Annotated in this window: 22 protein-coding genes, 1 tRNA gene and 2 pseudogenes; 13 read left to right on the forward strand and 12 right to left on the reverse strand. The window is 70.6% G+C overall.

All coding sequences use genetic code 11. The annotated features are described in order from the left end of the window. Positions 1 to 4 precede the first annotated feature (4 nt). Entirely contained in the window at positions 5 to 619 is a 615-nt protein-coding gene (locus DLJ58_RS19305; protein WP_124858370.1) for a DUF6230 family protein, read from the forward strand. Positions 620 to 694: 75 nt separating this feature from the next. Further along, a complete protein-coding gene (locus DLJ58_RS19310; RefSeq protein ID WP_124858372.1) occupies positions 695 to 2,284 on the forward strand; it encodes a DUF6114 domain-containing protein in 1,590 nt (529 codons plus the stop codon). A 71-nt stretch (positions 2,285 to 2,355) separates the two neighbouring features. On the opposite strand, the gene DLJ58_RS19315 is transcribed toward DLJ58_RS19310, so the two are convergent. Next, positions 2,356 to 4,026 (reverse strand): DUF885 domain-containing protein, encoded by a 1,671-nt coding sequence (locus DLJ58_RS19315; RefSeq protein WP_124858374.1) that lies wholly within the window; start codon positions 4,024 to 4,026, stop codon positions 2,356 to 2,358. A 131-nt stretch (positions 4,027 to 4,157) separates the two neighbouring features. On the opposite strand from DLJ58_RS19315, the pseudogene DLJ58_RS19320 reads away from it, so the two are divergent. Beyond that, positions 4,158 to 5,279, forward strand: a pseudogene (locus tag DLJ58_RS19320) (DMT family transporter); the annotation flags it as partial. Here the strand turns inward: DLJ58_RS19320 and DLJ58_RS19325 are convergent. Continuing rightward, on the reverse strand, positions 5,162 to 6,235 hold the full coding sequence (locus DLJ58_RS19325; protein WP_124858378.1) for a PHP domain-containing protein: 1,074 nt from the start codon (positions 6,233 to 6,235) through the stop codon (positions 5,162 to 5,164). The pseudogene DLJ58_RS19320 and the gene DLJ58_RS19325 sit on opposite strands and share 118 nt — an antisense overlap. A gap of 1 nt (position 6,236) precedes the next feature. Beyond that, entirely contained in the window at positions 6,237 to 6,998 is a 762-nt protein-coding gene (locus DLJ58_RS19330; protein ID WP_124858380.1) for a M23 family metallopeptidase, read from the reverse strand. 64 nt (positions 6,999 to 7,062) lie between these two features. Between DLJ58_RS19330 and DLJ58_RS19335 the strand changes: the two genes are divergently transcribed. From DLJ58_RS19335 to DLJ58_RS19345, 4 genes are all read left to right on the forward strand, one after another. Next, a complete protein-coding gene (locus DLJ58_RS19335; RefSeq protein ID WP_425271326.1) occupies positions 7,063 to 7,452 on the forward strand; it encodes a hypothetical protein in 390 nt (129 codons plus the stop codon). Between the two features lie 111 nt (positions 7,453 to 7,563). Beyond that, a complete protein-coding gene (locus DLJ58_RS34100; protein WP_167362451.1) occupies positions 7,564 to 7,731 on the forward strand; it encodes a hypothetical protein in 168 nt (55 codons plus the stop codon). A gap of 117 nt (positions 7,732 to 7,848) precedes the next feature. Then, positions 7,849 to 8,376: a tRNA adenosine deaminase-associated protein gene (locus DLJ58_RS19340; RefSeq protein ID WP_124858382.1), complete on the forward strand. Its 528-nt coding sequence runs from the start codon at positions 7,849 to 7,851 to the stop codon at positions 8,374 to 8,376. A gap of 145 nt (positions 8,377 to 8,521) precedes the next feature. Beyond that, a complete protein-coding gene (locus tag DLJ58_RS19345) occupies positions 8,522 to 8,968 on the forward strand; it encodes a nucleoside deaminase (protein WP_091403639.1) in 447 nt (148 codons plus the stop codon). A gap of 146 nt (positions 8,969 to 9,114) precedes the next feature. On the opposite strand, the gene deoD is transcribed toward DLJ58_RS19345, so the two are convergent. Next, positions 9,115 to 9,822 carry a purine-nucleoside phosphorylase gene (deoD, locus tag DLJ58_RS19350; protein ID WP_074315244.1) on the reverse strand — a complete coding sequence of 236 codons (708 nt, stop codon included), beginning with the start codon at positions 9,820 to 9,822 and terminating at the stop codon, positions 9,115 to 9,117. Positions 9,823 to 9,897: 75 nt separating this feature from the next. Between deoD and DLJ58_RS19355 the strand changes: the two genes are divergently transcribed. Further along, positions 9,898 to 9,984, forward strand: a tRNA-Ser gene (locus tag DLJ58_RS19355). Between the two features lie 100 nt (positions 9,985 to 10,084). Here DLJ58_RS19355 and DLJ58_RS34915 read toward each other — a convergent pair. Then, positions 10,085 to 10,264, reverse strand: coding sequence for an SDR family NAD(P)-dependent oxidoreductase (locus DLJ58_RS34915; protein WP_279635893.1), 180 nt, complete (start codon positions 10,262 to 10,264; stop codon positions 10,085 to 10,087). 148 nt (positions 10,265 to 10,412) lie between these two features. On the opposite strand from DLJ58_RS34915, the gene DLJ58_RS19365 reads away from it, so the two are divergent. Beyond that, complete coding sequence (locus tag DLJ58_RS19365; protein WP_244219028.1) at positions 10,413 to 10,949, forward strand: TetR/AcrR family transcriptional regulator; 537 nt, start codon at positions 10,413 to 10,415, stop codon at positions 10,947 to 10,949. A 4-nt stretch (positions 10,950 to 10,953) separates the two neighbouring features. Here DLJ58_RS19365 and DLJ58_RS19370 read toward each other — a convergent pair whose 3' ends face one another. Beyond that, positions 10,954 to 11,889 (reverse strand): TetR/AcrR family transcriptional regulator C-terminal domain-containing protein, encoded by a 936-nt coding sequence (locus DLJ58_RS19370; protein WP_124858386.1) that lies wholly within the window; start codon positions 11,887 to 11,889, stop codon positions 10,954 to 10,956. 171 nt (positions 11,890 to 12,060) lie between these two features. Here DLJ58_RS19370 and DLJ58_RS19375 point away from each other — a divergent pair, with 171 nt between their 5' ends. Further along, positions 12,061 to 13,674, forward strand: a complete 1,614-nt coding sequence (locus DLJ58_RS19375; RefSeq protein WP_124858388.1) for a carboxylesterase/lipase family protein — start codon at positions 12,061 to 12,063, stop codon at positions 13,672 to 13,674. Positions 13,675 to 13,724: 50 nt separating this feature from the next. Here DLJ58_RS19375 and DLJ58_RS19380 read toward each other — a convergent pair whose 3' ends face one another. Both DLJ58_RS19380 and DLJ58_RS19385 read right to left on the reverse strand, forming a co-directional pair. Next, a complete protein-coding gene (locus DLJ58_RS19380; protein ID WP_124858390.1) occupies positions 13,725 to 14,372 on the reverse strand; it encodes a response regulator in 648 nt (215 codons plus the stop codon). Next, the gene (locus DLJ58_RS19385; protein WP_124858392.1) at positions 14,360 to 15,580 is read right to left on the reverse strand and encodes a sensor histidine kinase; all 1,221 of its coding nucleotides are present in this window, start codon (positions 15,578 to 15,580) and stop codon (positions 14,360 to 14,362) included. The genes DLJ58_RS19380 and DLJ58_RS19385 overlap by 13 nt, the downstream gene beginning before the upstream one ends. Before the next feature lie 110 nt (positions 15,581 to 15,690). On the opposite strand from DLJ58_RS19385, the gene DLJ58_RS19390 reads away from it, so the two are divergent. After that, positions 15,691 to 16,851: a serine hydrolase domain-containing protein gene (locus DLJ58_RS19390; RefSeq protein ID WP_124858394.1), complete on the forward strand. Its 1,161-nt coding sequence runs from the start codon at positions 15,691 to 15,693 to the stop codon at positions 16,849 to 16,851. 38 nt (positions 16,852 to 16,889) lie between these two features. Beyond that, positions 16,890 to 18,440 carry an alpha/beta hydrolase gene (locus DLJ58_RS19395; protein WP_124858396.1) on the forward strand — a complete coding sequence of 517 codons (1,551 nt, stop codon included), beginning with the start codon at positions 16,890 to 16,892 and terminating at the stop codon, positions 18,438 to 18,440. 14 nt (positions 18,441 to 18,454) lie between these two features. Here DLJ58_RS19395 and DLJ58_RS35055 read toward each other — a convergent pair. From DLJ58_RS35055 to DLJ58_RS19415, 4 genes and pseudogenes are all read right to left on the reverse strand, one after another. Beyond that, a pseudogene (locus tag DLJ58_RS35055) lies at positions 18,455 to 18,702 on the reverse strand (hypothetical protein); the annotation flags it as partial. Between the two features lie 63 nt (positions 18,703 to 18,765). Further along, on the reverse strand, positions 18,766 to 21,195 hold the full coding sequence (locus DLJ58_RS19405; protein WP_124858398.1) for a hypothetical protein: 2,430 nt from the start codon (positions 21,193 to 21,195) through the stop codon (positions 18,766 to 18,768). A gap of 159 nt (positions 21,196 to 21,354) precedes the next feature. Next, positions 21,355 to 21,849 carry a hypothetical protein gene (locus DLJ58_RS19410; protein ID WP_244219029.1) on the reverse strand — a complete coding sequence of 165 codons (495 nt, stop codon included), beginning with the start codon at positions 21,847 to 21,849 and terminating at the stop codon, positions 21,355 to 21,357. Positions 21,850 to 21,941: 92 nt separating this feature from the next. Continuing rightward, positions 21,942 to 22,496, reverse strand: a complete 555-nt coding sequence (locus DLJ58_RS19415) for a hypothetical protein (protein WP_124858402.1) — start codon at positions 22,494 to 22,496, stop codon at positions 21,942 to 21,944. Between the two features lie 96 nt (positions 22,497 to 22,592). On the opposite strand from DLJ58_RS19415, the gene DLJ58_RS19420 reads away from it, so the two are divergent. Further along, entirely contained in the window at positions 22,593 to 24,356 is a 1,764-nt protein-coding gene (locus tag DLJ58_RS19420) for a hypothetical protein (protein WP_244219030.1), read from the forward strand. The last annotated feature ends 372 nt before the right edge of the window (positions 24,357 to 24,728 follow it).

Here is a 24,728-nt window from a genome sequence, read left to right on the forward strand (position 1 = left end):
ACCTGTGCAGGATCGGTTTGAGGATCAGGGTCGTACCCGGTGGCGGCGGTTCGCCGCCATGGCGGTCCCCGCCACCGCCGCCGTCGGCGCCATCCTGTTCGGCATGTCGACCGGCGCCATCGCGTCCGACGTCACCGTGTCCGGACAGACGTTCAAGATCGGCGCGGCCCGCCTCGAGGGCGACGGCTTCAAGCAGTACGGCGGCGTCGTCCGCGAGAAGGGTGAGAACGGCAAGACCCACCCGATCGCCGTCGCCGAGATCAGCAGCGCGGAGCTCTACGACCTCTGCCAGTCCATCCGCTCCGACCTGCCCGGCCTGCCGGTGGTGCTCACCATCAACGCCGGTGAGGGCAAGGAGCCTGCCCGGGCCAAGGACCTGCTGATCGCCATGGACTCGCTCGACGGCAACGCGACGTTCACCAACATCAAGATTGGCCGGGACGCGACGGACCTGAACGCCACGGCGCAGAAGGGTTCGTTCGGCCAGAATTCCGACCACGTCACCATCACGAACCTGCAGCAGGTGTCCCGCTACACCACGGCAGCCACCTTCAACCTGGTCGGCCTCCGGTTGAAGGTCAACGTGGGCGATGACGCCAAGGGCAAGGAGTGCTTCTGAGGTGACTGGGTCCGCGCTGGCCGACCACCGCGGGCCCCGGCCCCTGTCCCCGTCCCGCTCCGCCAGGAGGAGTACGTGACAACCGCCAACGCGTCCCACGCCCGGCCCGGCGGTACGGCCCAGGCGTGGCAGACCTTCCGCCGCTGGCAGCGGAGCCGACCGTTCTGGGGTGGTCTCTTCATCGCCCTGGCCGGGGTGGCGATGTTCGCCTCCACCCGGATGACGATCAACGGCCTGAGCTTCCACAGCGGAGCCACCGGCCTGCTCTCGCTCCTGATCCCGGTCATCCTGGTGACCTGCGCCCTGCTGCTCTGGTTGAGCCCGGCGCAGCGGCTGTTCTACTCGGTCGTCGCGGCGGTCACATCGGTCTACTCGCTGATCGGGCTCAACCTGGGCGGCTTCTTCGTCGGTCTGCTGCTCGGCATCGTCGGCAGCGCGCTCGCCTTCGCCTGGACCCCGATCCGACCCGCGCCAGCCGCTGCCGACCTGTCCGACACCGAACTGTCCGTCGCCGAACAGGTCGATGCGGTTCAGGTCGATGCGGATCAGGCCGACGCGGATCAGCACGGCACGGATCAGCCTGGCACGGATAAGCCTGGCGCCGATCAGGCGGACGCGGATCAGCCCCACGCCGAGCAACGCGGAGTCGAGCGGCTCGACACGGAGCGGATCGGAGTCGTGCGGGCCGACGCGGCCGGCGAACCGGTGGACCGCCCGGCGGGCGACGCGACCGACGCGGGCGCACCCCCCGAGTGGCCGGGACGTTCTGCTGATCCTCGGGTGTTCGGAGTCGCACTGCTGGTGCTGGGCCTCGCCGCGGCCGGCCTGGCCACCCAGCCCAGAGCGGTGCAGGCCGCACCGACCCGACCCGCCGCGACCGCCTGCCCGACCCCGTCCCGGTCCGCCACGCCGTCGCCCAGCCCCACCACTCCCACCACCAGGACGCCGACCCCGACACCGAGCGCCAGCCCGGAGCGGGACGGCAACATCATCACCGACATCCTGGACGAGATCGGGGACCTGCTCACCGGTGGACGCAACGAGAAGACCGCGACGCCGTCGGCTACCCCGACCGCCATCCCGTCGGCGAAGCCGACAGTCACGTCGACGGCCCGTCCCGGGTCCACGGCCTGCCCGTCACCGAACCCGGGCGGGTCAGGCAAGCCCGGGGCCACGACACCCGACAAGCCAGACAAAGCAGAGCCGGGCAAGCCGCTGCCCCGCATCGCGGCCGACCCGAATCTGCCAATGGTGGGCCAGATGCCGTCCAAGCTCACCGGCTCCAAGGTCACCATGACCGGGCTGCGGTTCGACGGGACCACCGAACTGCAGACCGAGAAGGGCAGCCTCAAGGTGCTGAAGTTCAGCATGCGGGAGGCGGTGACCGACGACTTCCTGCTGGTCGCCGACGGCCCCGACGGGCGCACCCAGCGATACAAGACCGACCGGCTGACCGTCCGCGGTGACGTGGCCTTCTACTCCACCCGGTTCGTCGGCAAGCTGCTCGGCATCAAGCTCACCCTGACCCCGGACCTGCCGTTGCCGGACGGGATCCCGGTCACCCTGCCGATCTCGATCACGTTCACCGACCCGGTGATGGATCTGGCGTACGTCACCAGTGACACGCTGACCGCCCGGCCGTCGTTGGCGCTGGCCCTCGGCTGAACGACACCCGTACCGATGGCTCCGGGTGCTGGCGGTACGACGAGCCGCCAGCGCCCGGAGCCATCAGCGACTCAGAGCCGGGCCAGCGCCCGACGCAGCGGGTCGAGACCCAGCGCGCCCAGGTCCAACGCCTGCCGGTGGAACTCCCGCAGGTCGAAATCGGCGCCCTTGCGGGCCTTGGCGTCCTCGCGGGCCTGGAGCCAGATCCGCTCACCCACCTTGTACGACGGTGCCTGCCCCGGCCAACCCAGGTAGCGGTTCAGCTCGAAACGCAGGTTCTCGTCCGGAACCCGGCAGTGCGCCCGCATGAACTCCCAGCCCAGCTCGGGCGTCCACCGCTCGCCCGGGTGGAAACCGAAAGGATTGTCCTTCGGGATCTCCAGCTCCAGGTGCATGCCGATGTCCACGATCACCCGTGCCGCGCGCATCGCCTGGCCGTCGAGCATGCCCAACTTGTCGCCCGGGTCCTCCAGGTAGCCAAGCTCGTCCATCAGCCGCTCCGAGTAGAGCGCCCAGCCCTCACCGTGCCCGGAGACCCAGCAGAGCAGCCGCTGCCAGCGGTTGAGCAGGTCGGCCCGGACGGCGGTCTGCCCCACCTGGAGATGGTGACCCGGCACGCCCTCGTGGTAGACCGTGGTCACCTCTCGCCAGGTGGAGAAGTCGCTGATGCCCTGCGGCACCGCCCACCACATCCGACCCGGGCGGGAGAAGTCCTCACTCGGGCCGGTGTAGTAAATGGCACCGTCACTGGTCGGTGCGAGGCAGCACTCGATGCGGCGGACCTGCTCCGGGATGTCGAAGTGGGTGCCGTGCAGCTCGGTGATCGCCTTGTCGGCCAGGGCCTGCATCCAGTCCCGGAATGCCTCCTTGCCCTGGATGGTCCGGGCCGGGTCGGCGTCCAGGGCGGCCACGGCCTCGTCGACGCTGGCACCGGAGCCGGCGATGCGCCCCGCCACGACGCGCATCTCCGCCTCCAGGCGGGCCAGCTCCGCGAAGCCCCAGGCGTACGTCTCGTCCAGGTCGACCTTGGCGCCGAGGAAGTACTGCGAGGCGAGCTCGTAGCGCTCCCGGCCAGCGGCCTGCTTGTCCCGCCCGTGCGGGGCCAGCTCGGTACGCAGGAACTGGCCGAACTCCGCGGTCGCCGCGGTCGCCGTCGCCGCACCCCGACGCAGCTCCGAGCCGAGCGTGCCCTCCGCCCCGAGCCGCTCGACCAGCCCGTGGAAGAAGTTGTCACCGGTCGGATCGACCCAGATGTCGCACTGCTTGGCCACCTCGACGAGCTGCACCTTCGAGCTGACCTCACCGTTGGCGAGCGCCTCACGCAGGGTGGTCTTGTAGCCCTCCAGTGCGGCGCCGAAGCCGTTGAGCCGGGCGGCGATGTTGGCCTGGTCGTCGCTGGTCGCGGTGGGCATCAGGTCGAACACCATGCGGATCTCGTGCAGCCCGCTGGCGATCACGCTGACCTCGCTGGTCACCTCGCCGGCGTCGTACCGGGCGAGGTCCAGGCCGAGCCGTTCCTGCATGGCTTCCTTGGCGGTCCGTTCCGATTCGGTCGCCGGCTCGATCACCTCCAGCTCGGCGAGGGTCCGGCGGGTGAGGTCCGCGCGCGCACCGTAGCCGTCGGGGGAGAGGTCGTCGAGCTGGTCGTCATGGCCGGCGATGCCGACGAAGGTGGCGCCGGTGGGGCTCAACGGCGCCCACTCGGCCACGTAACGGTTGGCGATTTCATCAATTCGTCCCACGCTGCGACCCTACGTGACCACGCCACCCCTGTGTCGCCGACGTTTGTCGTGTTGGAGCTGCGGGTTCAGGCACGGCGGGACGGCCGAAAAGGCGCGCGACTTTGTCGGACGGTTGCGGCAGAGTGTCAGGGGTGACCACCGATACCACTCCTGACAAAGCGCCGGTCCGTGCCTGGCTGCCCGGCTTTGTCGCCCTCGCCGCGATCTGGGGTTCCAGCTTTCTCTTCATCAAGGTCGGGGTGGCCGAGCTGCACCCGGTCCAACTCACCCTCTACCGGGTCGTCGCCGGCGCGTTGACCCTGCTGGTGGTCCTCGCCGTGCTGCGCGACCGGCTGCCTCGCGAGCCCCGGGTCTGGGCGCACCTGACCGTCGTCGCCGCCTTCGGCGTGGCAGTGCCGTTCACCCTCTTCGGCTACGGCGAGCAGCGGGTCGAGTCGATGCTGGCTGGCATCTGGAACGCCACCACGCCGTTGATCGTGCTGCCGCTGGCGGTGCTGGTCTTCCGCACCGAGCGGCTCACTCTGCGCCGTGCGGTCGGGCTCGGGCTGGGCTTCGTCGGGGTGCTGGTGGTGCTCGGGGTCTGGGAGGGCATCGGCGGGGCGCACTTCACCGGGCAGCTCATGTGCTTCGGTGCGGCGGCCTGCTACGGCGTGGCCATCCCGTACCAGAAGCGGTTCGTTGCCGGCAGCTCGTACTCGGGCCTGTCGCTCTCCACCGCGCAACTGCTGCTCGCCGCCGCGCAGCTGGCCATCGTCACGCCCTTCGTCGCCGGCCTGCCGCCGCTGCCCACCGAGCTGTCGGCGGGGGTGGTGGCAAGTGTGCTGACCCTCGGCGCGCTCGGCACCGGGCTCGCGTTCGTGATCAACATGCGCAACATCCGGGTCGCCGGCGCGAGCACCGCGTCCACCGTCACGTACCTGATTCCAATCTTCGCGGTGCTGATCGGTGCTCTGGCGCTCGACGAACGACTCAACTGGCACCAACCGGTCGGCGCGTTGATCGTGCTGCTCGGGGTCGCGGTCTCGCAGGGGATGTTCAGTCGCCGCCGGAGCAGCCCGGTCGTCGGCGTCGGTGCTCCCGCCGCACCCGCCGCCGAACCCGCCCGCAGCTGACAGACCCACGCACCGGGGGCTGGTCAGGCGCGGTTGTGCGTCCAGGCCACCAGTTGTTCTGCCGACCAGGTGTTGATCACGCGGTCGGCGGGGACGCCGCAGAGGGCGGCGCGTTCGCAGCCGAATCGCTGCCAGTCGAGTTGGCCGGGCGCGTGCGCGTCGGTGTTGATGGCGAACCGGCAGCCAGCCTCCAGGGCGCGGCGGATCAGGCGCTTCGGCGGGTCCTGCCGCTCCGGCCGAGAGTTGATCTCGACGGCGGTGTCGTGCTCGGCGCAGGCGGCGAAGACGGCGTCCGCGTCGAAGTCGCTCTCCGCCCGGGTACGCGCGCGGTGCCCCCGATCGCCCGGACCGGTCACCCCGGCCGGGCGGGACGACACCATCCGGCCGGTGACGTGACCGAGGATGTCCAGGTGCGGGTTGGCGACCGCCTTCAGCATGCGCCGGGTCATCTTCGACCGCTCGTCCTTCAGGCCGCTGTGCACCGAGCCGACCACCACGTCGAGCCGCGCCAGCAGGTCGTCGTCCTGGTCCAGGGAGCCGTCGGCGAGGATGTCCACCTCGATCCCGGTGAGGATCCGGAAACCCTCGGGCAGCGCCGCGTTGACCTGCGCCACGTGGTCGAGCTGCCGGCGCAGCCGCTCCGCGGTCAGCCCCCGAGCAACCGTCAGCCGGGGCGAATGGTCGGTCAGCACCAGGTACTCGTGGCCCAACTCCACAGCGGCCAGCGCCATCTCCTCGATGGGCGAGCCGCCGTCGGACCAGTCCGAGTGGGTGTGACAGTCGCCGCGCAGGGCGGCGCGGAGCGCCGTGGCCTCGGCGTCCAGGTCGCTGCCCTCGGTCGCCACCAGCCGGCGGAGGTAGACCGGCTCCTCACCGGCGAGGGACTCCGCCACGCAGCGGGCCGTGACGTCACCGACACCGGCCAGTTCGGTGAGCGTGCCGTTGCCGGCCCGTTCGGTCAGCTCGGCCGTAGGCAGGCCGGCCAGCGCCTTCGCCGCCGACCGGAACGCGCGTACCCGGTAGGTGGCCTCGTTCGCCCGTTCCAGCAGGAACGCGATCCGGCGCAGGTCGGCGATGGGATCTCTCGCGCGAGCCATGTCAGGGCGCCTTCGGGCAGCCGTGCTTGCGTTGCCACGCGGTGACCTCGGCGGCCGGCTCCCGGTTGCCGCCGCGCCGCCAGGAGTCCAGGTAACGCGCCGGCCAGATCACCCCGCGCCGGATCCACCAGCCGTCCTTGCCCGCGCACGCCGGCGAGATGCCGAAGTGCACATGACACACGTTGTTCGCGTTGCCGGTGCGGCCCACCTTGCCGAGCTGCTGCCCGGCGCGGACCCGCACCCCGGCGTCGACTCCGCTGGTCACGACACTCAGGTGCGAGCCGTAGTAGCGCACCCCGTCGTCGCCGAGCAGGGCGACCGACAGGCCGCCGTTGTCCGGGCCCTGCGGCCCGCGCTTGCGGTACCGGTCCACGCGGCTCACCTCCAGCACCGTCCCGTCGGTCACCGCCACGAACGGCTCGCCGCAGTCGGCGAAGAGGTCAGCCGCCGGGTACGCCCCATGCGTCGGGTGATAGTCGACGTCGTCGGCGCGTACCGGAAAGACGTGCTTCAGCCCGGTGCGGGTTGCCGTCGCCGACGGCCCGGCCGACGACGGCGCCGGGGGGCTCGGGTCGGTCGCCTCCGGCGTGGGCGGCTGCGACGCCGGTTGGTCGGCGGTCGCCCAGACCGAAGGTGGCGTCGGCGCGCCGCCGTCGGGCACCCCCGGCCGGGTGGTCGCACAGCCGGCGGCCAGCACCGGGGCGAGCAGCAGCAGGATCGGGTACGCCGGACGAGCGCGGCGGCTGATCGTCGGCGAGGACATCCGGTCATCCTGGCAGAGCCGGTACCGTGGGCACGAGCGGCACGCGTGAGGGAGGGCAGCGACGGTGACCATTGCCCGACCCGACCCTGGCCCGGATGTCGGTGCCGTCCGTCCGGTGCCGCGTACCCCCTCGGGTCTCTTCCCCTCCGGGCCACCGACGCGGCCCATTTACCGCGAGCCGCACCCGGTCACCGGCGGTGGTGTCGCCTCCGGTGGCGGCGCGGCGGCCGGCTGGCTGCTGCTGTTCGGCCTGCTCGGCACCGATGTGACCAGCTACGCGTGGTGGACGGTGTTCGCCGGCCTGCTGGCCTGGGTCACCGCCCTGGTGCTGGTCCGCTTTGGCGACCGAGGGGTGGCCACCGGGGTCGCCATCGTCACGGCGGGTGGTTGGAGCATCGCCGCCGCCGTGGTGGCGGTCCGCTGGGCCACCAGTGGTGACTGGCCGCTGTGGTGACCGGCACGGACGGGCTCCGAAACCCCGCTCGGTGACTGCGCCGTGTGCCCGGTTGGCTGCGTAGCGAACGCCGTCTTGACGTGGCCGCCGAGACTCGGCACGCTCGCAACTATGGCCTGGACCACTCCCCGGCAGGATCCCGATCGCAATCGCCGTCGCCTGCAGTTGCTGGCCGAGTTGGCGGGCGCCCGGGCGGTCCGCCAGCGCAGCCGGCCGCAGCGGCAGCGCACCGAGCGTCTGCGCCAGCTCATCGCCACCCGCCGTCGAGTCGTCGGCTGATCCGACTTTGTCAGGAATGACCCGCCCTTCGGGGCGTTGACGGGTCGCCTGCCGACCCGACCGGCTAACGTGCACGCGTAACGAGTCGACGCTGTGTCGAGGGCTATTGGGGGGACCGTGTCGTACTTCGCTGCGGCCGTGGTGCGCGACGACAGTGGCTGGACCGCCGCCGAGGTCAGCCTGCGTGGCGCCACCGACATCGACGAGGTTGCCGACCGGCTGCGTGACGTCGACCTGGAGGCCGACGTGTCGCTGCTCTTCGTCGAGGCCGATGACGCGTACCTGGTGATCCTGCGCCTCGACGAGGGCGAGGACCTGCGCGTGTTCGGTTCGGACTCCGCGTACGCCGAGGAGTCGCAGCTCGGGGCACTGCTGGTCGGTGACCTGAAGACCTCGGTCACCGGGCTCGACGGTGACGACGAGCCACATCCGGTGAGCACCGGTGACGAGGAGAGCGAGCAGCCCGTCGTCGACCCGGAGGCCGACCCGGTCGGTGAGGCCGACCTGCTGGCCAACCTGGGCATCTCCGCGCAGAAGCTGCTGACCCTCTGCACCCACGAGGGGATGATGCCGGCGGACGTCACCGCCGAGATCTGCCAGGTGCTCGGCTGCGCCGACGAGGTCGAGGAGTTGCGTGAGGTCTGAGCCGGCCGACGCCACCGATCCGTCGCTGGAGTCGATCCGACCGGGCCAGCCGACCCCCGGCGCGGTGGGCCGCGCCGGGCCCGGCGCTCACGAGGGTCTGGCCGACCTGGGCGAGGTCGGCCGACGACAGCGGCACGAGCTGTGGATGCGCCGCGCCCTGGAGATCGCCGTCGCCGGTCCACCCGTCGACGACACGGTCAGCACCGACGTCGACGACGTGCCGGTGGGGGCGGTGCTCTACGGGCCGGACGGCACCGAGTTGGCCACCGGACGCAACGAGCGCGAGCTGACCGGTGACCCCACCGCCCACGCCGAGGTGCTGGCCCTGCGCCGGGGCGCCGAGCGCACCGGCCGGTGGCGGCTGGACGGCTGCACTCTGGTGGTCACTCTCGAACCGTGCACCATGTGCGCCGGGGCGCTGGTGCTGGCCCGGGTCTCCACAGTCGTGTTCGGCGCGTGGGAGCCCAAGACCGGCGCCGCCGGATCGCTCTGGGACGTGCTGCGGGACCGTCGGCTCAACCACCGCCCCGAGGTCTATGGCGGGGTGCTGGAGGCGGAGACCGCCACCGTCCTGCGCGCGTTCTTCCGCTGAGAGGCGCTGCCAACCGTCTGACTCTCTGCGGCCTGGCGGCCTGCTCTCTGCAGCCTGGCGGCCTGATGCGAAAGAGCGTGATGACTCCGAGGCATATTGATGCCACACAGTCATCACGCTCTTCGCGGTATTGCCGCCCGAACAGGTCAGGCGATGATCGTGTCGAGGGCGATCTCGACCATCTGGCTGAAGGTCTGCTCGCGCTCCTCCGAGGTGGTCTTCTCGCCGGTCTTGATGTGGTCGCTGACGGTCAACACGGTCAGCGCGCGGGCCTTGAACCGGGCGGCGATCGTGTAGAGCGCCGCCGACTCCATCTCCACAGCCAGCACGCCGTAGTCGGCGAGGGTGTCGTACAGGTCCGGGCGGTCGGTGTAGAAGGCGTCCGCCGCCAGGATCGGCCCCACGTGCATGGTGATGCCGCGCCGCTCGGCCACCTCGACCGACGTACGAAGCAGCCCGAAGTCGGCCACCGGGGCGTAGTCGATCAGCCCGTCGAAGCGCATCCGGTTCATGTTCGAGTCGGTGGACGACCCGATCGCGGCCACCACGTCCCGCAGTTGCAGGTCGGTGCTGAGGGCACCACAGGAGCCGACCCGGATCAGCGTCTTCACGCCGTACTCGTTGATCAATTCGTGGGCGTAGATGGAGGCCGACGGCATGCCCATGCCGGAGCCCTGGACGGAAACCTCGACGCCGTTCCAGCGGCCGGTGAAGCCCAGCATGCCCCGGACCGTCGAGTAGCAGGTGGCGCCCTCGAGGTAGGTCTCCGCGATCCACTTGGCCCGCAGGGGGTCACCCGGCATCAGGACCCGCTCGGCGATCTCGCCCGGCTTCGCGCCGATGTGCGTACTCATGGCAAAGATCCTGCCAGGCCGGCCCGGGCGATACCGGTTCGGCGTCGGAACCGGCGGTCCTGTACCCTCGTCGGCGGTGGCGTGTCCGAGCGGCCTAAGGAGCACGCCTCGAAAGCGTGTGAGGGTTAACGCCCTCCGAGGGTTCAAATCCCTCCGCCACCGCTCTGAGATGCAGAAACGCCCGGTCGATCCGCGAGGATCGACCGGGCGTTTTCGCGTCAGAGCTGCTGCTCGCCACCGTCGACGAACAACTCGCCGCCGGTCATGAAGCTGCTCTGGTGACGTTCGCGCCGATGCTGGCGACGGCCTCGTCCACCGGGCCCTTGCGGCGTCCGGTGACGAAGACGTACGCGCCTTCGGCGGCGAAGCGGCGGGCGGCGGCCAGGCCGATGCCCGTGGTGCCCCCGGTGACGAGGGCGGTCTTGCCGTCGAGCTGTCCCACGATGGATCTCCTTTGTCGGGGTGTGGTGGCGTGCGGCCGGCCGGGCCTCAAGCAAGTTTTGTACCGAGCGGTACGTATCCGACCGTAGCAACCGCCGGCCGGGTCAGCAGATTTCTGTACCGATCGGTTTTCGCTGCCGGTAGGATGGGTGAGCGACCTCAGCAAGGCGATGGGGATCAACAAGCCCAGCCTCTACGCCGCCTTCGGCAGCAAGGAGGAGTTGTTCCGCAAGGCCGTGGCCCGTAACGCCGAAAAGGACATGGGGTACGCGCGGGACGCCTTCGCCCAACCGACCGCGTACGAGGTGGTCGCCACCCTGCTGCGCGAGAACGTGGTCGCCCCGACCCGGACCGACCGACCGGCCGGTTGCCTGTCGATCCAGGGCGGCACCAGCTGCTCCACCGAGAACGCGCCCATCGCCGGGTTCCTCGCCACCAGCCGCCTGGGCGGTGAAGGTGCCCACGCCGACCGGCTCGCCCGTGCCGTCGCCGAAGGCGACCTACCCGCGCACGCCGATCCGGTAGCGCTCGCCCGCTTCGTCATGATCGTCACCGAGGGGCAGGCGGTGCATGCCGCCGCCGGAGTCAGCAGGGAAGACCTGCGACAGGCCGCAAAGATCGCGCTCGCCGGTTTCGTCGCCGCGTCCGGGGTGCGCCCGCCCGAGCAGGCCGCCGACCCGGTCTGAGCGTTCACCGTTCGAGCAGCGCCGCCATCCCGTCGAGCAGTCGTTGCAGACCGAATTCGAAGAGACTCTCGGCGTTGAGGTCGATCGCCGTCCGGCTCAGTCGGGCCAGATGCGGAAACTCGCCCGCCGCGAGCAATCCACCGAACACGTCGGCCTGGGCCTCCATCCACTCGTCGTCGGTCAGGCCGGTCTCCTGCTCCGCTTCGATTCCTCGCTCCAGGTTGATGGCGGTGCCTCGAACATGGCTGGCCAGTGCGGCCACCAGGTGGAGCTGGGTGTGCTGGTCCAGGCCCTGCCGGGCGAGGGCGCGCAGTGCCCACTCGGTGTGCGCGACGGCGTGCGGTGCCATCAGCGGGCGGGTCAGCGAGACGACCTGGGCCAGCCAGGGATGCCGCCGGTAGATCGACCACTGAAGTCGGCTGAGCAACTCCAGTTGGGCTCGCCAACCGGGCGGGAACGTGCCCGGCAGCCGATGCGCGGCGAACGCCGCGTCCGCCATCAGGACGAGAAGCTGCTCCTTGCCCCGAACCTGCCGGTACAGCGACATGGTGGGGACATCCAACTCCGTCGCGATGCGCCGCATGCTCAGTGCCGGTAACCCCTCGGCGTCGGCGATCGTCATGGCGGTCCGCACCACCTGGTCGCGGTTCAACCCCTGGACGGGCAGCCGCCGACCGGCGGACGGGGCACCCCGACCCGGCGTGGTCGGCGCTGCGCCGGTCACCACCATGCCCACACCCGGCACCGCCCGGACCAGGTTCTCCTGGCGAAGCGCGGTGAGCGCCCGGCTGGCGGTCGCCATGGCGACGTTCCACTCCCGGACGATCTGCCGGGTGGACGGCACCCGGTCGCCGGGGCCCAACTCGCCTGCCACGATGCGCCGTCGCAACTCCCCGACGATGCGCAGATAAGGAGGAGTGGATTCGTCGATCTCCGTCACGATCGCCTCCCGCCGGCCTCGCGGTGACCGTAGCGCACTAGAGCACCAGCAGGTGCCCCCGTCTTTCCTGCCACGGCGCACTAGAGCTCCCTGGCCGGATGGTTGCCAGCTCGACATGCTCGGCGCAGCCCGGTGCGTACGCCGTACCGGCGTCGACGAGATGGGGAGAGCATGAGAAGACTTTCGTACCCCCGATGGGCCGTCACGGTGGGCGCTGTCGCTCTCGTCGGCCCGGCGATGGCCGTCGGTCCGGCCGCGGCCGACGACGACCGCCGGAGCGCGGCCGTCGTCCGGACCGACCAGGGCGCGGTGCGCGGGACCGTCGCTGCCGAGCACCGCTCGTTCCAGGGCATTCCGTACGCGAACCCGCCGGTGGGCGCGCTGCGCTGGGCCCCGCCGCAGCCTGGTCCGACGTGGACCGGAGTACGCGACGCGAGCCGGCCCGGTGCCGCCTGCGCCCAACTGCAAGGGCTGCCGATGGACACACCCTCCGAGTCCGAGGACTGCCTCTACCTGAATGTCACCACCCCGCGCTCGGCCGCGCGAACGCCTCGACCGGTGATGGTCTGGTTGCACGGCGGGGACTTCCGGTTCGGCAGCGGCGACGGATACGGCGGGCAGCGGCTGGCCGCCGGTGGTGACGTTGTCGTCGTCACGGTGAACTACCGGCTCGGCGCACTCGGCTTCCTGGCGCATCCGGCGCTGGCCGGTCGGGACGGAATCACCGGCAACTTCGGGTTGCAGGACCAGCAGGCCGCGCTGCGCTGGGTGCGGCGCAACGCGGCGGCCTTCGGAGGCGACCCGGGCAACGTCACAGTGTTCGGCCAGTCCGCCGGGGCGACCAGCGTCTGCGCGCAACTCGCCGCGCCCGCCACCGCTGGCCTGTTCCACCGGGCGGTCATGCAGAGCAACTCGTGCGCCAACCCGGTCCAGACCCGGGCCGAGGCGGTCGGGGCGGCCCAGGAGTTCGCGCGGAGGATCGGCTGCACCGACCCGGCTGTGGTCGCCGCCTGCCTGCGCGGACGTTCTCCCGCCCAGCTGATCGAGACGGTCGGCTATCCCGGCGCGGGGGTCGACCTGGGCCCGGTCGTCGACGGCCGCACGCTACCGGTGGACCCGGCGTACGCGCTGACCACCGGAAGGCTGCATCCGGTGCCGGTGTTGACCGGGATGAACCGGGACGAGTCCCGGCTCGTGGTGTGGGGGATGGAGCGGGTGGGGCTCAACTGCCCGGAGCCGCCGAAGCGGGACCAGGAGCCGGAGTCGTGCCCGCTCACCGACGACCAGTACCGCGACCAGGTGCGCGCCATGTTCGGTGACCACGCGGGGGAGGTGCTGGCCCGCTATCCGCGTGACCCCGCACATCCCGCCAGCGTGACGTTGGGCGCCGTACTGACCGATCACGACTACGCCGAGCCGGTCTACTCCGCCGCGTTGGCATTCGCGCGGCGGGTGCCGACCTTCGCGTACGAGTTCGCCGACGAGGACGCGCCGTTCTTCACCGACGGTCCGGAACCGACGTTCGCCACCGGCGCGTACCACTGCGCCGAGCTGCCGTACCTGTTCACTGTCGACTACGCCGAGGCGTTGACGCCGACTCAGCGGCGGCTTTCCGACGCGATGGTGCGGACCTGGACCGACTTCGCCCGGACGGGTCGGGCGGGCTGGCCTCGACTCCGCCCTGACGCTCCGTACGTGCGAGGGTTCGCCGGTGGCGGCGGATCGGGCGGGTCGGACTTCGCGGCGGCCCACTCGTACGACTTCTGGCGGTCACTCCGTCGCTGATGCCGTCACGGGCGCGACGAGTGGGCCGGCCCCCGGGGGACCCGGCCCGCTCACCGGCCCGGATCCTTGAGGAAGGTGAGCACGGCGGCGACCCGGCGATGCACGTCGCCGTCGGGTGGCAGGTCGAGCTTGGTGAAGATGTTCCCGATGTGCTTGCTCACCGCGCGCTCGGTGATGACGAGTTGGGCGGCGATGCCCGTGTTGGTGCTGCCTCCGGCCATCAGCGCGAGCACCTCGCGTTCCCGTGCGGTGAGATCGGTGAGCGGGTTGCGCCGGGCGGTGACGAGTTGGGCCACGACCTGCGGGTCCAGCACGGTGCCTCCGGCGGCGACCCGACGTAACGCGTCTAGGAACTCCTCGACCCGGGACACTCGGTCCTTGAGCAGGTAGCCGACGCCGCCCTGCCCGTCGACGAGCAGCTCGGTCGCGTAGGCGCGCTCGACGTACTGGGACAGCAGCAGCACCGGCAGCCCGGGGTGTAGCCGGCGCGCGGCCAACGCAGTGCGCAACCCCTCGTCGCGGAAGGTCGGCGGCAGTCGGATGTCCATGATGACGACATCGGGCCGCTGCCGATCGATCGCCGCGATGATGTCGTCCGGTGTGTCCACCGCTGCCGTCACCTCGAAGCCGGCGGTGCTGAGCAGCAGATTGAGCCCTTCCTGGAGCAGGACGTTGTCTTCGGCGATCAGGACGCGCACGGCAACACCACCCGTAGCACTGTCGGCCCGCCGATCGGGCTGCTCAGTTCGACAGTGCCGTCCAGTGCCGCGACCCGGCGCCGGATGCCGGTCAGGCCGGTGCCGGTCGACGACTGTGCGCCGCCGACCCCGTCGTCGGTCACGTTCACCACCAGCTGACCCGCCTGGTGCTCCACCCGCAGGTCACCCCCGGTCGCCCTGCTGTGCCGAGTGATGTTGGCCAGCGCTTCCGCCACGACGAAGTAGGCGGCGCTTTCCAACGCTGCCGGTAGTCGTCGCAGCGGGGTGACCCGGACCGTCAGCGGCACCGGACAGTCGGCGGCGAGCGCGTGCACCGCGCCCGGCAGCCCTCGGTCAGCCAGAATCGGTGGGTAGATGCCCCGCACCACGGCGCGCAGCTCGGTCAGCGCTGCCTCGACGCTGGTCCGTGCCCGCTCGATCAGCTGGTCCGTCAACGCCGGATCGGCTGCCCGTTGACGTTGCGCGACGCCGAGCTGGATGGCGATCGCCACCAACCGGGCCTGGGTGCCGTCGTGCAGGTCGCGCTCGATTCGCCGCAGCTCCGCCGCGTGGGCGTCGAGCGCGCCGGCCCGGGTGGCGGTGAGCTCAGTGACCCGCCGCTCCAAGCGGCTCCGCGAGGACGGCGCGAACGACACTCGCGCCGCCTGGGCGTACGCCACGGCGCAGGCCGGGACGGCCCACCGGAGAAGTGCCAGCGCGGCGAGCCCCAGCAGGGGCGGCACCAGCAATGCCTGGGCCCAGCTCCGGATCGGCACGACAAAGGTCAGCGGCGCCTCGACCGGCACGGCCCACCACATCAGCGGCACGATCAACCCACCCAGCGCGAGTAGCCAGAGCAGCAGCACACCGGCGGCTAGCGGCACACCGGCGATGGCGTGCACGGTCAGCCAGAGCGCACTTCGGTAGGTGGCCGGATCGCCTGCGGCGGCGCGCAGCCACGCGGCTTGACTGGCGCACAGCACCTGGGACTCGACCGGAATCGCCGGGCCCAGCAACCGGTCTGCGCGGCGCCGCTCCAGGCGAGCGAGCGACCTGATGACACGCACGGTTGGCGGTAGCAGCGCGATGCCGACCAGGACGAGGCTCAAGCCGAGTGCCCCGGCGAGCGCGCCGATCGCTACCGCCGACGCCACCGCAGTGGCCCCGCCGGTCACCAGGTACGTCGTCGCGAACCAAGCACGCCGCATCCTCACATTGTCCGGTCACAGGGGCGGCCGGGGCAGTGTAGCCAGCTACACCATTGATCCGGGTCTCTGCTCCCTCGTGGCCCCGCCTGGCCGTCCCTAGCGTCGACGACATGAGAAGACCGACACGACGACGGCACACATTCGGCGTGCTCGCCGGAGTCGTCCTGCTCACCATTGCCGGCGCGGGAGCACCAGCCGCGGCCCGTCAACCAGGGCCGGCGTGCTCCGACCGACCGGCGACGACCGCCGCGCTGCACGACCTGACCGGCGCCCACCGGTTGGTCGGCGCGGCCATCGAGGTGAGCGGACCCGAGTGCGGCCGGTGGTCTGCTGCCAGCGGCCGGGCTGACCTGCGAACGGGCCGGCCGATGCGGGTCGACGAACGGATTCGGATCGGCAGTTCGACGAAGGCCTTCACCGCGACAGTGGTGCTGCAACTCGTCGCGGAGGGCCAGCTCGTCCTGGACGCTGCGATCGAGAGGTACCTGCCAGGTCGGATCCGTGGCAACGGGTACGACGGCCGACGGATCACCGTCCGTGATCTGCTGCGGCACACCAGCGGCCTGCCCGACCACGTCGATGCGCTCGACTGGGACCGGGTGGATCGTTGGCGGTATCGGCACTTCGCGCCAGCGGAGCTGATCGCGATGGCGCTGGCCCAGCCGCCGCCGACGGCCAGTTGGCACTACTCGACCACCAACTACGTCCTCGCCGGCCTGATCGTCGAGCAGGTCACCGGCCACGACATCAGCATGGAGATCACCCGGCGGATCATCGGCCCGTTGGGCCTGCGCGATACCTACTGGCCGGGCGACTCGGTGCGGATCCGGGGTGACCATCCGCGCGGCTACGCGTTGGTCGGCGCCGAGCGGCGGCGCGACGTCACCGAATTCAGCATGTCGTACGGCGGAGCTGGTGGCGCACTGGTCTCGACCCTCGCCGACCAGAACCGGTTCTTCGCCGCGCTGCTCGGGGGTCGACTGCTGGACCCGGTCCGCCTCGCCGAGATGACCCACACCGTGCCGACCGATCCGGACCGGCTGTGGCCCGACGCCCGATACGGGCTCGGGATCATCTCGACGCCGTTGGTCGACTGCGGCGGAGCCCTGTACTGGGGCCACGGTGGCACGACGCCGGGCTTTCGCACCCTGGGCGGGGTCACCGCCGGCGGTCGCCGGGCGCAGTTGGTGGTGAACGACGAGCCGGCGTCGTACGAGAGCTGGCAGGCGCTGTCCACGACTTTGCACACCGCCCTGTGTGAGGCCCGGTGATCCGCCGCGGGGCTGATTTCCCGACCGAGGAGATGACGATGACCTGGAGCAGATGGACCGCGACCGCGATGAGAGTGGCGGCCACGCTGACTGTGCTGGCGATCACCGCCACTGCCGCCGGGGTGGCGCCGGCCGCCGCCGACGACGACCTGGCCGATCCCCAACGGCAGCGGCTCGACTGGCACACCTGTCAGCGGGGCTCGTCCGACGCGGCTGGCGCCGAGCTGGATCAGGCCGGCGCTTCCTGCACCGAGCTGGCCGTTCCGCTGGATTACGCCCGCCCGGACGGCCGCACCATCAATCTGGCACTGTCCCGGCTGCCGGCGACCGACACCACGCACCGGCTCGGCGTCCTGCTGCTGAACACCGGCGGTCCCGGTGCGCCGGGGAGGTCGGACGTTCTGCCGATCCGACAGTGGCTGGGTGAGGTCGGGGCGAGGTTCGACCTCATCGGGCTGGACCCTCGGTTCGTCGGTCGCAGCACCCCGCTCGACTGCCGCTGGCCAACGGGCACCTGGACTCGCTCCGCCGGGCCGGACCGCGCCACGTTCGACCGGCTGACAGCGTTCGAACGGGACCTGGCCTCCCGATGTGCCCGCCGGCACGCCGACCTGCTGCCGCACATCACCACCCGGAACACGGCCCGCGACATGGATCTGCTCCGGGCCGCGCTCGGCGAGCAGAAGCTCTCCTACCTGGGCTACTCCTACGGCACCTATCTGGGCGCGGTCTACACCCAGATGTTCCCGGAGCGTGCCGATCGGGTCGTTCTGGACAGCGCTGTCGACCCCGCCAACTACGGCGCGAGGGTGCTGCGCGAGGCCGGGCCCGCCAACGAGGTGGCACTGCGCGACTGGGCGGACTGGACGGCCCGCCACCACGAGCGGTACGGCCTGGGCCGCACCGGTCAGCAGGTGCTGGCCGTGGTGGACGGGATCCTCGCCGCCGCGAGCCGCCGCCCGCTACGTGTGGGTGGCTATCAGGTGGACCGGCAGACGGTGCCGTACCTGCTGCTCAATCGGCTCAGCGACGATCGGGACGAAACGCAGGCCGACCTCGCGCAGACGGTTCGGGTGCTCTGGCAGGCCGTGGTGTCGGGCTCCGCGACTCCGACCGCGTCTCTGGCGGACACCCTGTCGTTTCTGTTGACCGGTGCCGAGTCGGCAACCGGCAGCGTGCAGGCCGCGATCCTCTGCGGGGACGTGCCGGTACCCCGTGCTGCCGGGCACTACTGGCGCGATATCCGGCAGCATCAGACCGCTGAACCCCGTTTCGGGGAGTTGACCAGGGCGATCAGTCCGTGTGCGTTCTGGCCTCAGCAACCCCGGGAGCGACCGACAGTCGTGCAGAACTCCGTGCCGGCACTGATCGTGCAGTCCACGGGAGACACCCGCACGATCTACCGGCATGGTCAGGCCATGCACCAGGCGCTCACCGGTTCCCGGCTGATCACCCTGCACGACGCTCGGATTCACGGTGTCTTCGGCAACTACGGCAACGTCTGCGTGGACGATGCAGTCGTCGCCTACCTCGCCCACGGACAGTTGCCGGCCAGAGACCTCGACTGCGCCAGCCGTACGTCGTCCTGATCAGTCCGCGCCGGTCAGCACGGGCCCGCACCCTCGTCGAAGAGGTGGCGGGCCCAGTCCGCGTACCCGGCGATGGTTTTTCGGACCGTGCGCCCGTCGTGCAGGAACAGGTAGGCGCGCGGTCGCCACTGCGGGCGAGCAACCCGTCGAGGCGACGCGTCCCCTGTGGAGCCCGCAGCCGGCTGACCTCCGGGTAGCGGTCCCAGACCTCGTCGACGGGCGAGCCCGCCGTTATGTCCTCGGGTGTCCGCATCGGTTGCCCGGCCGCTGACGCTGGTGTGTTCGGCGAGCCGGCTCTCCGAGTGAAGAGCCGGCTCGCCGCCCGTCACGCGTCGGGGTTGCTGGCGTCGCGGTGGGTCAGCTGGTACGCGGCGTCGACGCCGTCCGCCTCCAGGATCACCGTGACTGGTCCGTCAGGTACCGAGCAGGAAATGGTCCGCTCGACTGCGTAACCGGTCGGGCCGCAGTAGCGACGCCCCTCCGAGTCGAACACCGACAGGCGAGCGTCACCGGTTCCGTCGGTCCGCTTCCACGTGAACGACTCCGTGGCGGCGCGAGCGTCGGCCGGGATCGAGAAACAGACCCCGAACCGGTCGGCACCCGTCGTCACCGTGGCACCCGTCGCACCCGCGGGCAACGTCGGGCAGGCGGGCGGGCCGTCGGTACGTGCGAACGCGAGCGAGTACGGCCCGTCCGAGGCGCCGTCGCGCGAGTTGAGTACGGCGAAGTACGGTGCCTGGCCGGTCAGCTCGCAGTGGTACTGGCGCAGCGCCCAGGAGGAGTCACACATGAACGCCCCGGTGGAGTCGATCACCGTCACGTCGGGCGAGCCGGCTCCGGTGGCGTCACCCGGGAGCAGTTCGGTGATGAGGGCGCCGGAAGGGCTGCTCAGCTGGAGGCAGTCGAACTGCGCGGGGTTGGCGAGCTGCCCTCGTACCGGTGCGTCCTGCCAGCCGGTGTCGGACGCCGGCCGGCAGTCGGACGGCAGCCACGGCAACACCGCGAGGTGGTACCGAAGGTCCTCACCGATCACCGAGTCCGCGGTGCCGCCACCGAGCACCAGCGTGTACCTGCCGGCGGCGGGGATCGGGCACCACTCGTCCACGCACAGCCGGTGTCCGGTGCTGTCGTAGACGCTCGCGTACTGCCGGTAGTTGTCTTCCCCGGCCGCCTTGATCCGGTAGGTGCCCGCGGCGGGGAGGTCCAGGACGCGGCACCGGACGGCGCCGAGCGGGCCGGCCGGGGCGGCGTTGTACGCCCCAGGGGTGACCGTCGGGCAGCCGGTCGCGTCCGAGAGGCTGCGGACCTGCATCCGGTAGGTCAGGTCGGTGTCCTCCGAATTCCAACGGGAGAGGTAGGAGACGACCCGGAAGGTTCCGGTCGACGGAAGGACGCAGCCGTCCTCCCCCTCCGTCGTATCGGCGCACACCACGCCGCCCTGCTCGTCGACGAGCCAGGAGGAGATGTCGTTGTACCGGTCCGGGGTCCGGTACACCATGACGCGCTCACCGGCCTCGCCGTGGAACGGCTGGCAGTTGGTCTGCACCGCCGAGGTCTGGTGCACCGTCAGGGTCGGCTGGTCCCACCCGAGCCCGCTGGGGGCGGCACAGCCCTCGGACTGGTCGAGTCGGGCCACCGCCATCCGATAGGTGACCGGTTCCCAGTTCCAGTTCTGCGCCACGAACGTGTAGTTGCCGGCCGTCGGTGCGGCGCAGGACCGCGAGGAGTCCCACTCCGTGCACACCACTCGTCCGGCCTCGTCGTACACCTGCCAGTTGAGGTACTGGTTCGCGTTCTGCTCCATGCGGACGAGCAGCGGGCCGGGGGTGGTGACTCGCAGCGCTTGACAGCCGATGCCCTCGTACGGGGGCACGGTGCCGGTCCCGACCGCGGCGCCGGGGTCACCGAACGCGGTCAGGGGCAGGGCGGGGCAGCCGACGGCCCGCGAGAGCCGCGGCATCTTGAGCGTGTAGGCGGCCTTGCTGCCGTAGGCCTCCCGCAGGAAGAGCCGGTACGGCCCGGACCCTTCGAGCGTGCACTCCGTGACGTAGCGCACCATGCAGACCGGCTGGAACTGCGCATTCAGGATGGCGCCCTGGATGTCCTCGGCACCGCCCGGGTCGGCCAGGTGCAGGACCGAGCCGGCGGGCTGCTTGAACGTGAAGCAGCGGGCGGCCAGGCCGGCGGGCAGCGTGCCGCTGCGTCCGGTCGAGACGAAGGAGAAGAAGCTCTCGGGCAGGTTGGCGCAGGTGGACGGGGTCCGCATCGACTCTGCCGACAGCGAGTAGGTGCCCTTGCCGGTGCCGTAGTCGAGGCCCACAGTCACCGTGTAGGTGCCCGCGGCGCCGAGCACGCAGTCGGTCAGGTACGAGCTTACGTAGCAGGCGTGGGTGCCATCAGGACCCTTGACCTCGGCCCCGACACCGTCGCCGGAGACCTCCAGAAGCCCGATGTAGAGGGTGTCCTGATCGACAGTCGAGGTGATCGTCCACGTCTGTTTCGTGGTGCCCGAGATCGACGCGCACTTCAGGACCTTGCCCAGCGGAAGCTGCCCGCCACAGGTGGCGGACGTGCCGACCTTCGCCGGGGTCTCGGTGGCCGCGGGGGTCGCCGGGATGACCGGCGCTTGCGCCGGCTTGGTGGCCGGGCGCGGCTGCTCGGTCGTCACTGCCGGTCGCGCTGACGGCTCGCCGGTCGGGGCGGCGGTGGCTGGACCGGCCAGCAGGCCCGCCCCGGCGGCGCTGAGGGCGGCCACGGCCGCCCACCTCGCGATGTGTCTCCACACCGGATCGAACATGGTTGTACGCACGCTTGGCTCCCCCGCTAGAGTCGCGCGATCTGCGCGAGCGCAGGGATAATTTCACGAAGCTCGATAGCCGACAATCGGCTTGTCGGGCATCCGCTGAACGGCGGTTCAGCAGGGGCCGACGCCCTCGTCGAAGAGGCGGCGGGCCCAGTCCGCGTACCCGGCGATGGTTTTTCGGACCGTGCGTCCGTCGTGCAGGAACAGGTACGCGCGGTCGCCACTGCGGGCGAGCAACCCGTCGAGGCGACGCGTCCCCTGTGGAGCCCGCAGCCGGCTGACCTTCGGGTAGCGGTCCCAGACCTCGTCGACGGGCGAGCCCGCCGTTATGCCCTCCGGTGTCCGCATCGGGTCGCCGACCCAGAGCAGCACGAGTTTGTCCTCCACGAAGACCGGGCTGACCATGTCGTGGCCGGCGAGCATCGGCCCGCAGGCGTCCAGGCTGGTACGCAGGATGCCGCGTCGGGTCAGCTCGTCCTCGGTAACACCGAACTCGATGTTGCGCAGGCCGTTCAGGTCGATGATCTCCACGTTGCCGGCGGGCCGGCCGTTCGGAATCGATCCGGTTGGCGGTACGCCGCTGCCCGCGATCGAGGCAGCCGTCAACAGCGTGGCGATAAACGCAAATTGTCGCAATTTCATGGAATCCCCCAGTCCCCAACGGAACGGGAGCGTTCAAGTTGCTGCCGAACGCCGGATTACTGGTTTTCCCACTGTTCGACCAGCTCGTCCCAGTAGTCGGCGCTGAGTCGACGCCGCCCGTGCGCCAGCCAACCCTCGGTGCTCCGTTCCAGATGCAACCCCAGCTCGGCGAACGGGTCGATCCAGGTGCCGGGCTCCACGCCGAGCTGACTCAGCGCACCGTTGATCGGCCACCGCTCGCGCGGCGCGCTCAACTCGTCGTCGAAGCGCGGGCCCCAGGACAGCGCCCCGCCCAACCACACCGCTGCCGACTGGTGGCCGATGCCACCACCGAACTCCGCCTCCAGATAGGCCACCGGCCCCGACTGTGACCATCGGGTCAGCACCTCGACCAGCGCAGTCGACAACACCAGGTCGAACGGGCGCGCGGCGCTCCGGTCGTCAGTGGCGAAATCCGGCAACGACCCGGTCAGCTCGATCACCAGCTGCGGGGTGACCGGCAGCAACGCGAAGTCCTGGCGCAGCTCGCCGAGGACCGCGTGATCCAGCTCGGCGGTCTGCTCGCGGAGCAGCTCAACGTCCGCGACCACCGCGCTGAGCTGGTAAGCCATCGAACCCTCCGCCGTCCACAGCCTGTGGATAGAACATGTGTACGACGGTTGCAGACCGCCGGCCGCCTCCGGACGGTACCCGTCGTTCGCGCTCAGTTGCCCACTGCCGAATGGTCCGTTCCCCGCACTGCCCGTTCGTCTTATTTTGAAGATCGAGTCGGATGCCTATGGTGTCCAGGCGCCCATCGAAACGGGGTATCTATGCAGCGAAGCGCAACTTTTCTGGTTCTCCCAACTGTTCTGGCCAGCCTGGCAATCAGTGCCCCCGCAAAGGCTGCGGAAGGCGTCCGGACCATCACCCGGGACGGCGTCGTTCTCCAGCACCACCAGGTGTCCTGGCTGAAGGCGACGCCCCGGTTGCGGGGCACGGGTGTCGGTCAATCCGACTTCGACGGCGACGGCACCGACGACATCGCGGCCTCTGGCGACCCGTTCAATTACAACTTGCCGCTGGTCCCGGCCGGTGTGGTCACCGTGCGGTATTCATCCGCCGCAAAGGTCGACTACCTCATGGGTGCGTTACCGGAGGGCGGTGGTTCCGTCGCGTTCGGCACGACTCTCGTGGCGGGGGACTTCAACGGCGACCGTTACGACGACCTGGCGATCGGCAACGCTGACGAGCCGGACGCCCGGACCAAGACCCACGCCGGCGGGGTCTGGGTCATTCCGGGAAGCAGCAGCGGCCTGGTGGTCAACTCGGCAATCCATTTCAACCAGGACTCGCCGGGTGTTCCGGACAGCCCGGAGACCTTCGACCAGTTCGGGGGTGCCCTCGCGGCCGGTGACATCAACGGGGATGGCCGCGACGACCTCGCCATCGGTGCCTGGGGCGAGTCGATCGGGACCAAGGCGGCCGCCGGGGCGGTCACCGTCCTCTTCGGTGCGTCGGGCGGCCTCACGGCCACCGGGGCTCAGCACCTTCAGCAGGACCAGGCCGCAGTGCCCGGATCGGCTGAGAGCAACGACCAGTTCGGCTTCACGCTCGCGATCGGAAAGGTCGACAACAACCGGTACCAGGATCTGGTCATCGGCGCTCCGCGGGAAAACGACGGCGCGAGCTGGGACGGCACCGGCATGGTCACCCTGATGTGGGGCTCGGCGAGTGGTGTGTCGTCCACCGGTGCCACCTCGGTCACCGGTGCGGCGATCGAACCCAACGATGGGACCGGCACCGTCGCCTGGTACCTGGGTGACGCGCTCGCGGTCGGCGACCTGAACGGCGACGGGCTGGGCGAGGTGGTCGTCGGAGCCTCCGGCGCGCAGACCCCGCACATCAACGGCGGCCTCATCGCGGCCTTCGCCGGCCGCTCCGGCGGCCTGTCCAGCAGTGCCGTGCAGATCATCACCCAGCGTACGGCCGGTGTGCCGGACGACCCCGAGGACGACGACCGCTTCGGTGGCGTGCTGGCGGTCGGCGACGTGACCGGTGATGGCAAAGCGGACGTGCTGGTCGGTACCCCCGGCGAGGACGTCGGCTCGCGGGTCGACGCCGGCATGATCACCCTGCTCAAGGGGTCCGCCGGTGGGCTGACGGGGGCCGGCGCGCAGGCGTTCGACCAGAACCACGGGGCCGTTCCGGATGCTTCCGAGAACGGCGACAGGTTCGGCTCCTCCGTCGCCCTGCTGAACCTCAGCCGCGCGAGCGGGCTCGACGCCGTCGTGGCGTCAATCGGCGAAGAGGTGAAGGGTGACCTCGCCGGATATCCGTCCGGGGTCATGAATCCGTTCTACGCCTCCGCCGGCGGGCTGGCGCCGCAGAACAAGACGTGGAGCGGTCTGTCCGACCGGACCGAGTTCGTCTGGCCCCAGCGCTACGGTCTCCGGATCGCTGGGCCGCAGAGTGGTGGCACGGTCTTCTGAGTGGTGCTCAGCAACGCCCGGTCGGTCTGTCGTGGACCGGCCGGGCGTTTGCGCGAGTACCGGCCGCGAGCGTGCCGTCAGGCGGGGTCGCTCGGAGTCGACCGTCGTCAGGCCCGCCGGCGACGGCGAAAGCTGCGGTCAGGCGGGCGTACTCCGCTGCCCGCCGGCCCCTACCGGTGCGCGGTGCCCGCCCATCGAGCCTTCCCGGCGTCAAGCTCCAGATCTTGGACAGTTTCCGTCCGGTGGGCGGGCTCAACCGGTGGTTGCAACACCCCTTTTGGTGATCTTCGTTGGGGTGGTTATGGCGTCGAGGTTGAGTCCGTTGGAGCGGGAGCAGATTGGGTTGGGTCGGGCTGCGGGTGAGTCGTTGGG

The sequence above is a fragment of the Micromonospora arida genome (assembly GCF_003857035.1).
In the GTDB taxonomy this organism is placed as follows: Bacteria; Actinomycetota; Actinomycetes; order Mycobacteriales; family Micromonosporaceae; genus Micromonospora; species Micromonospora arida.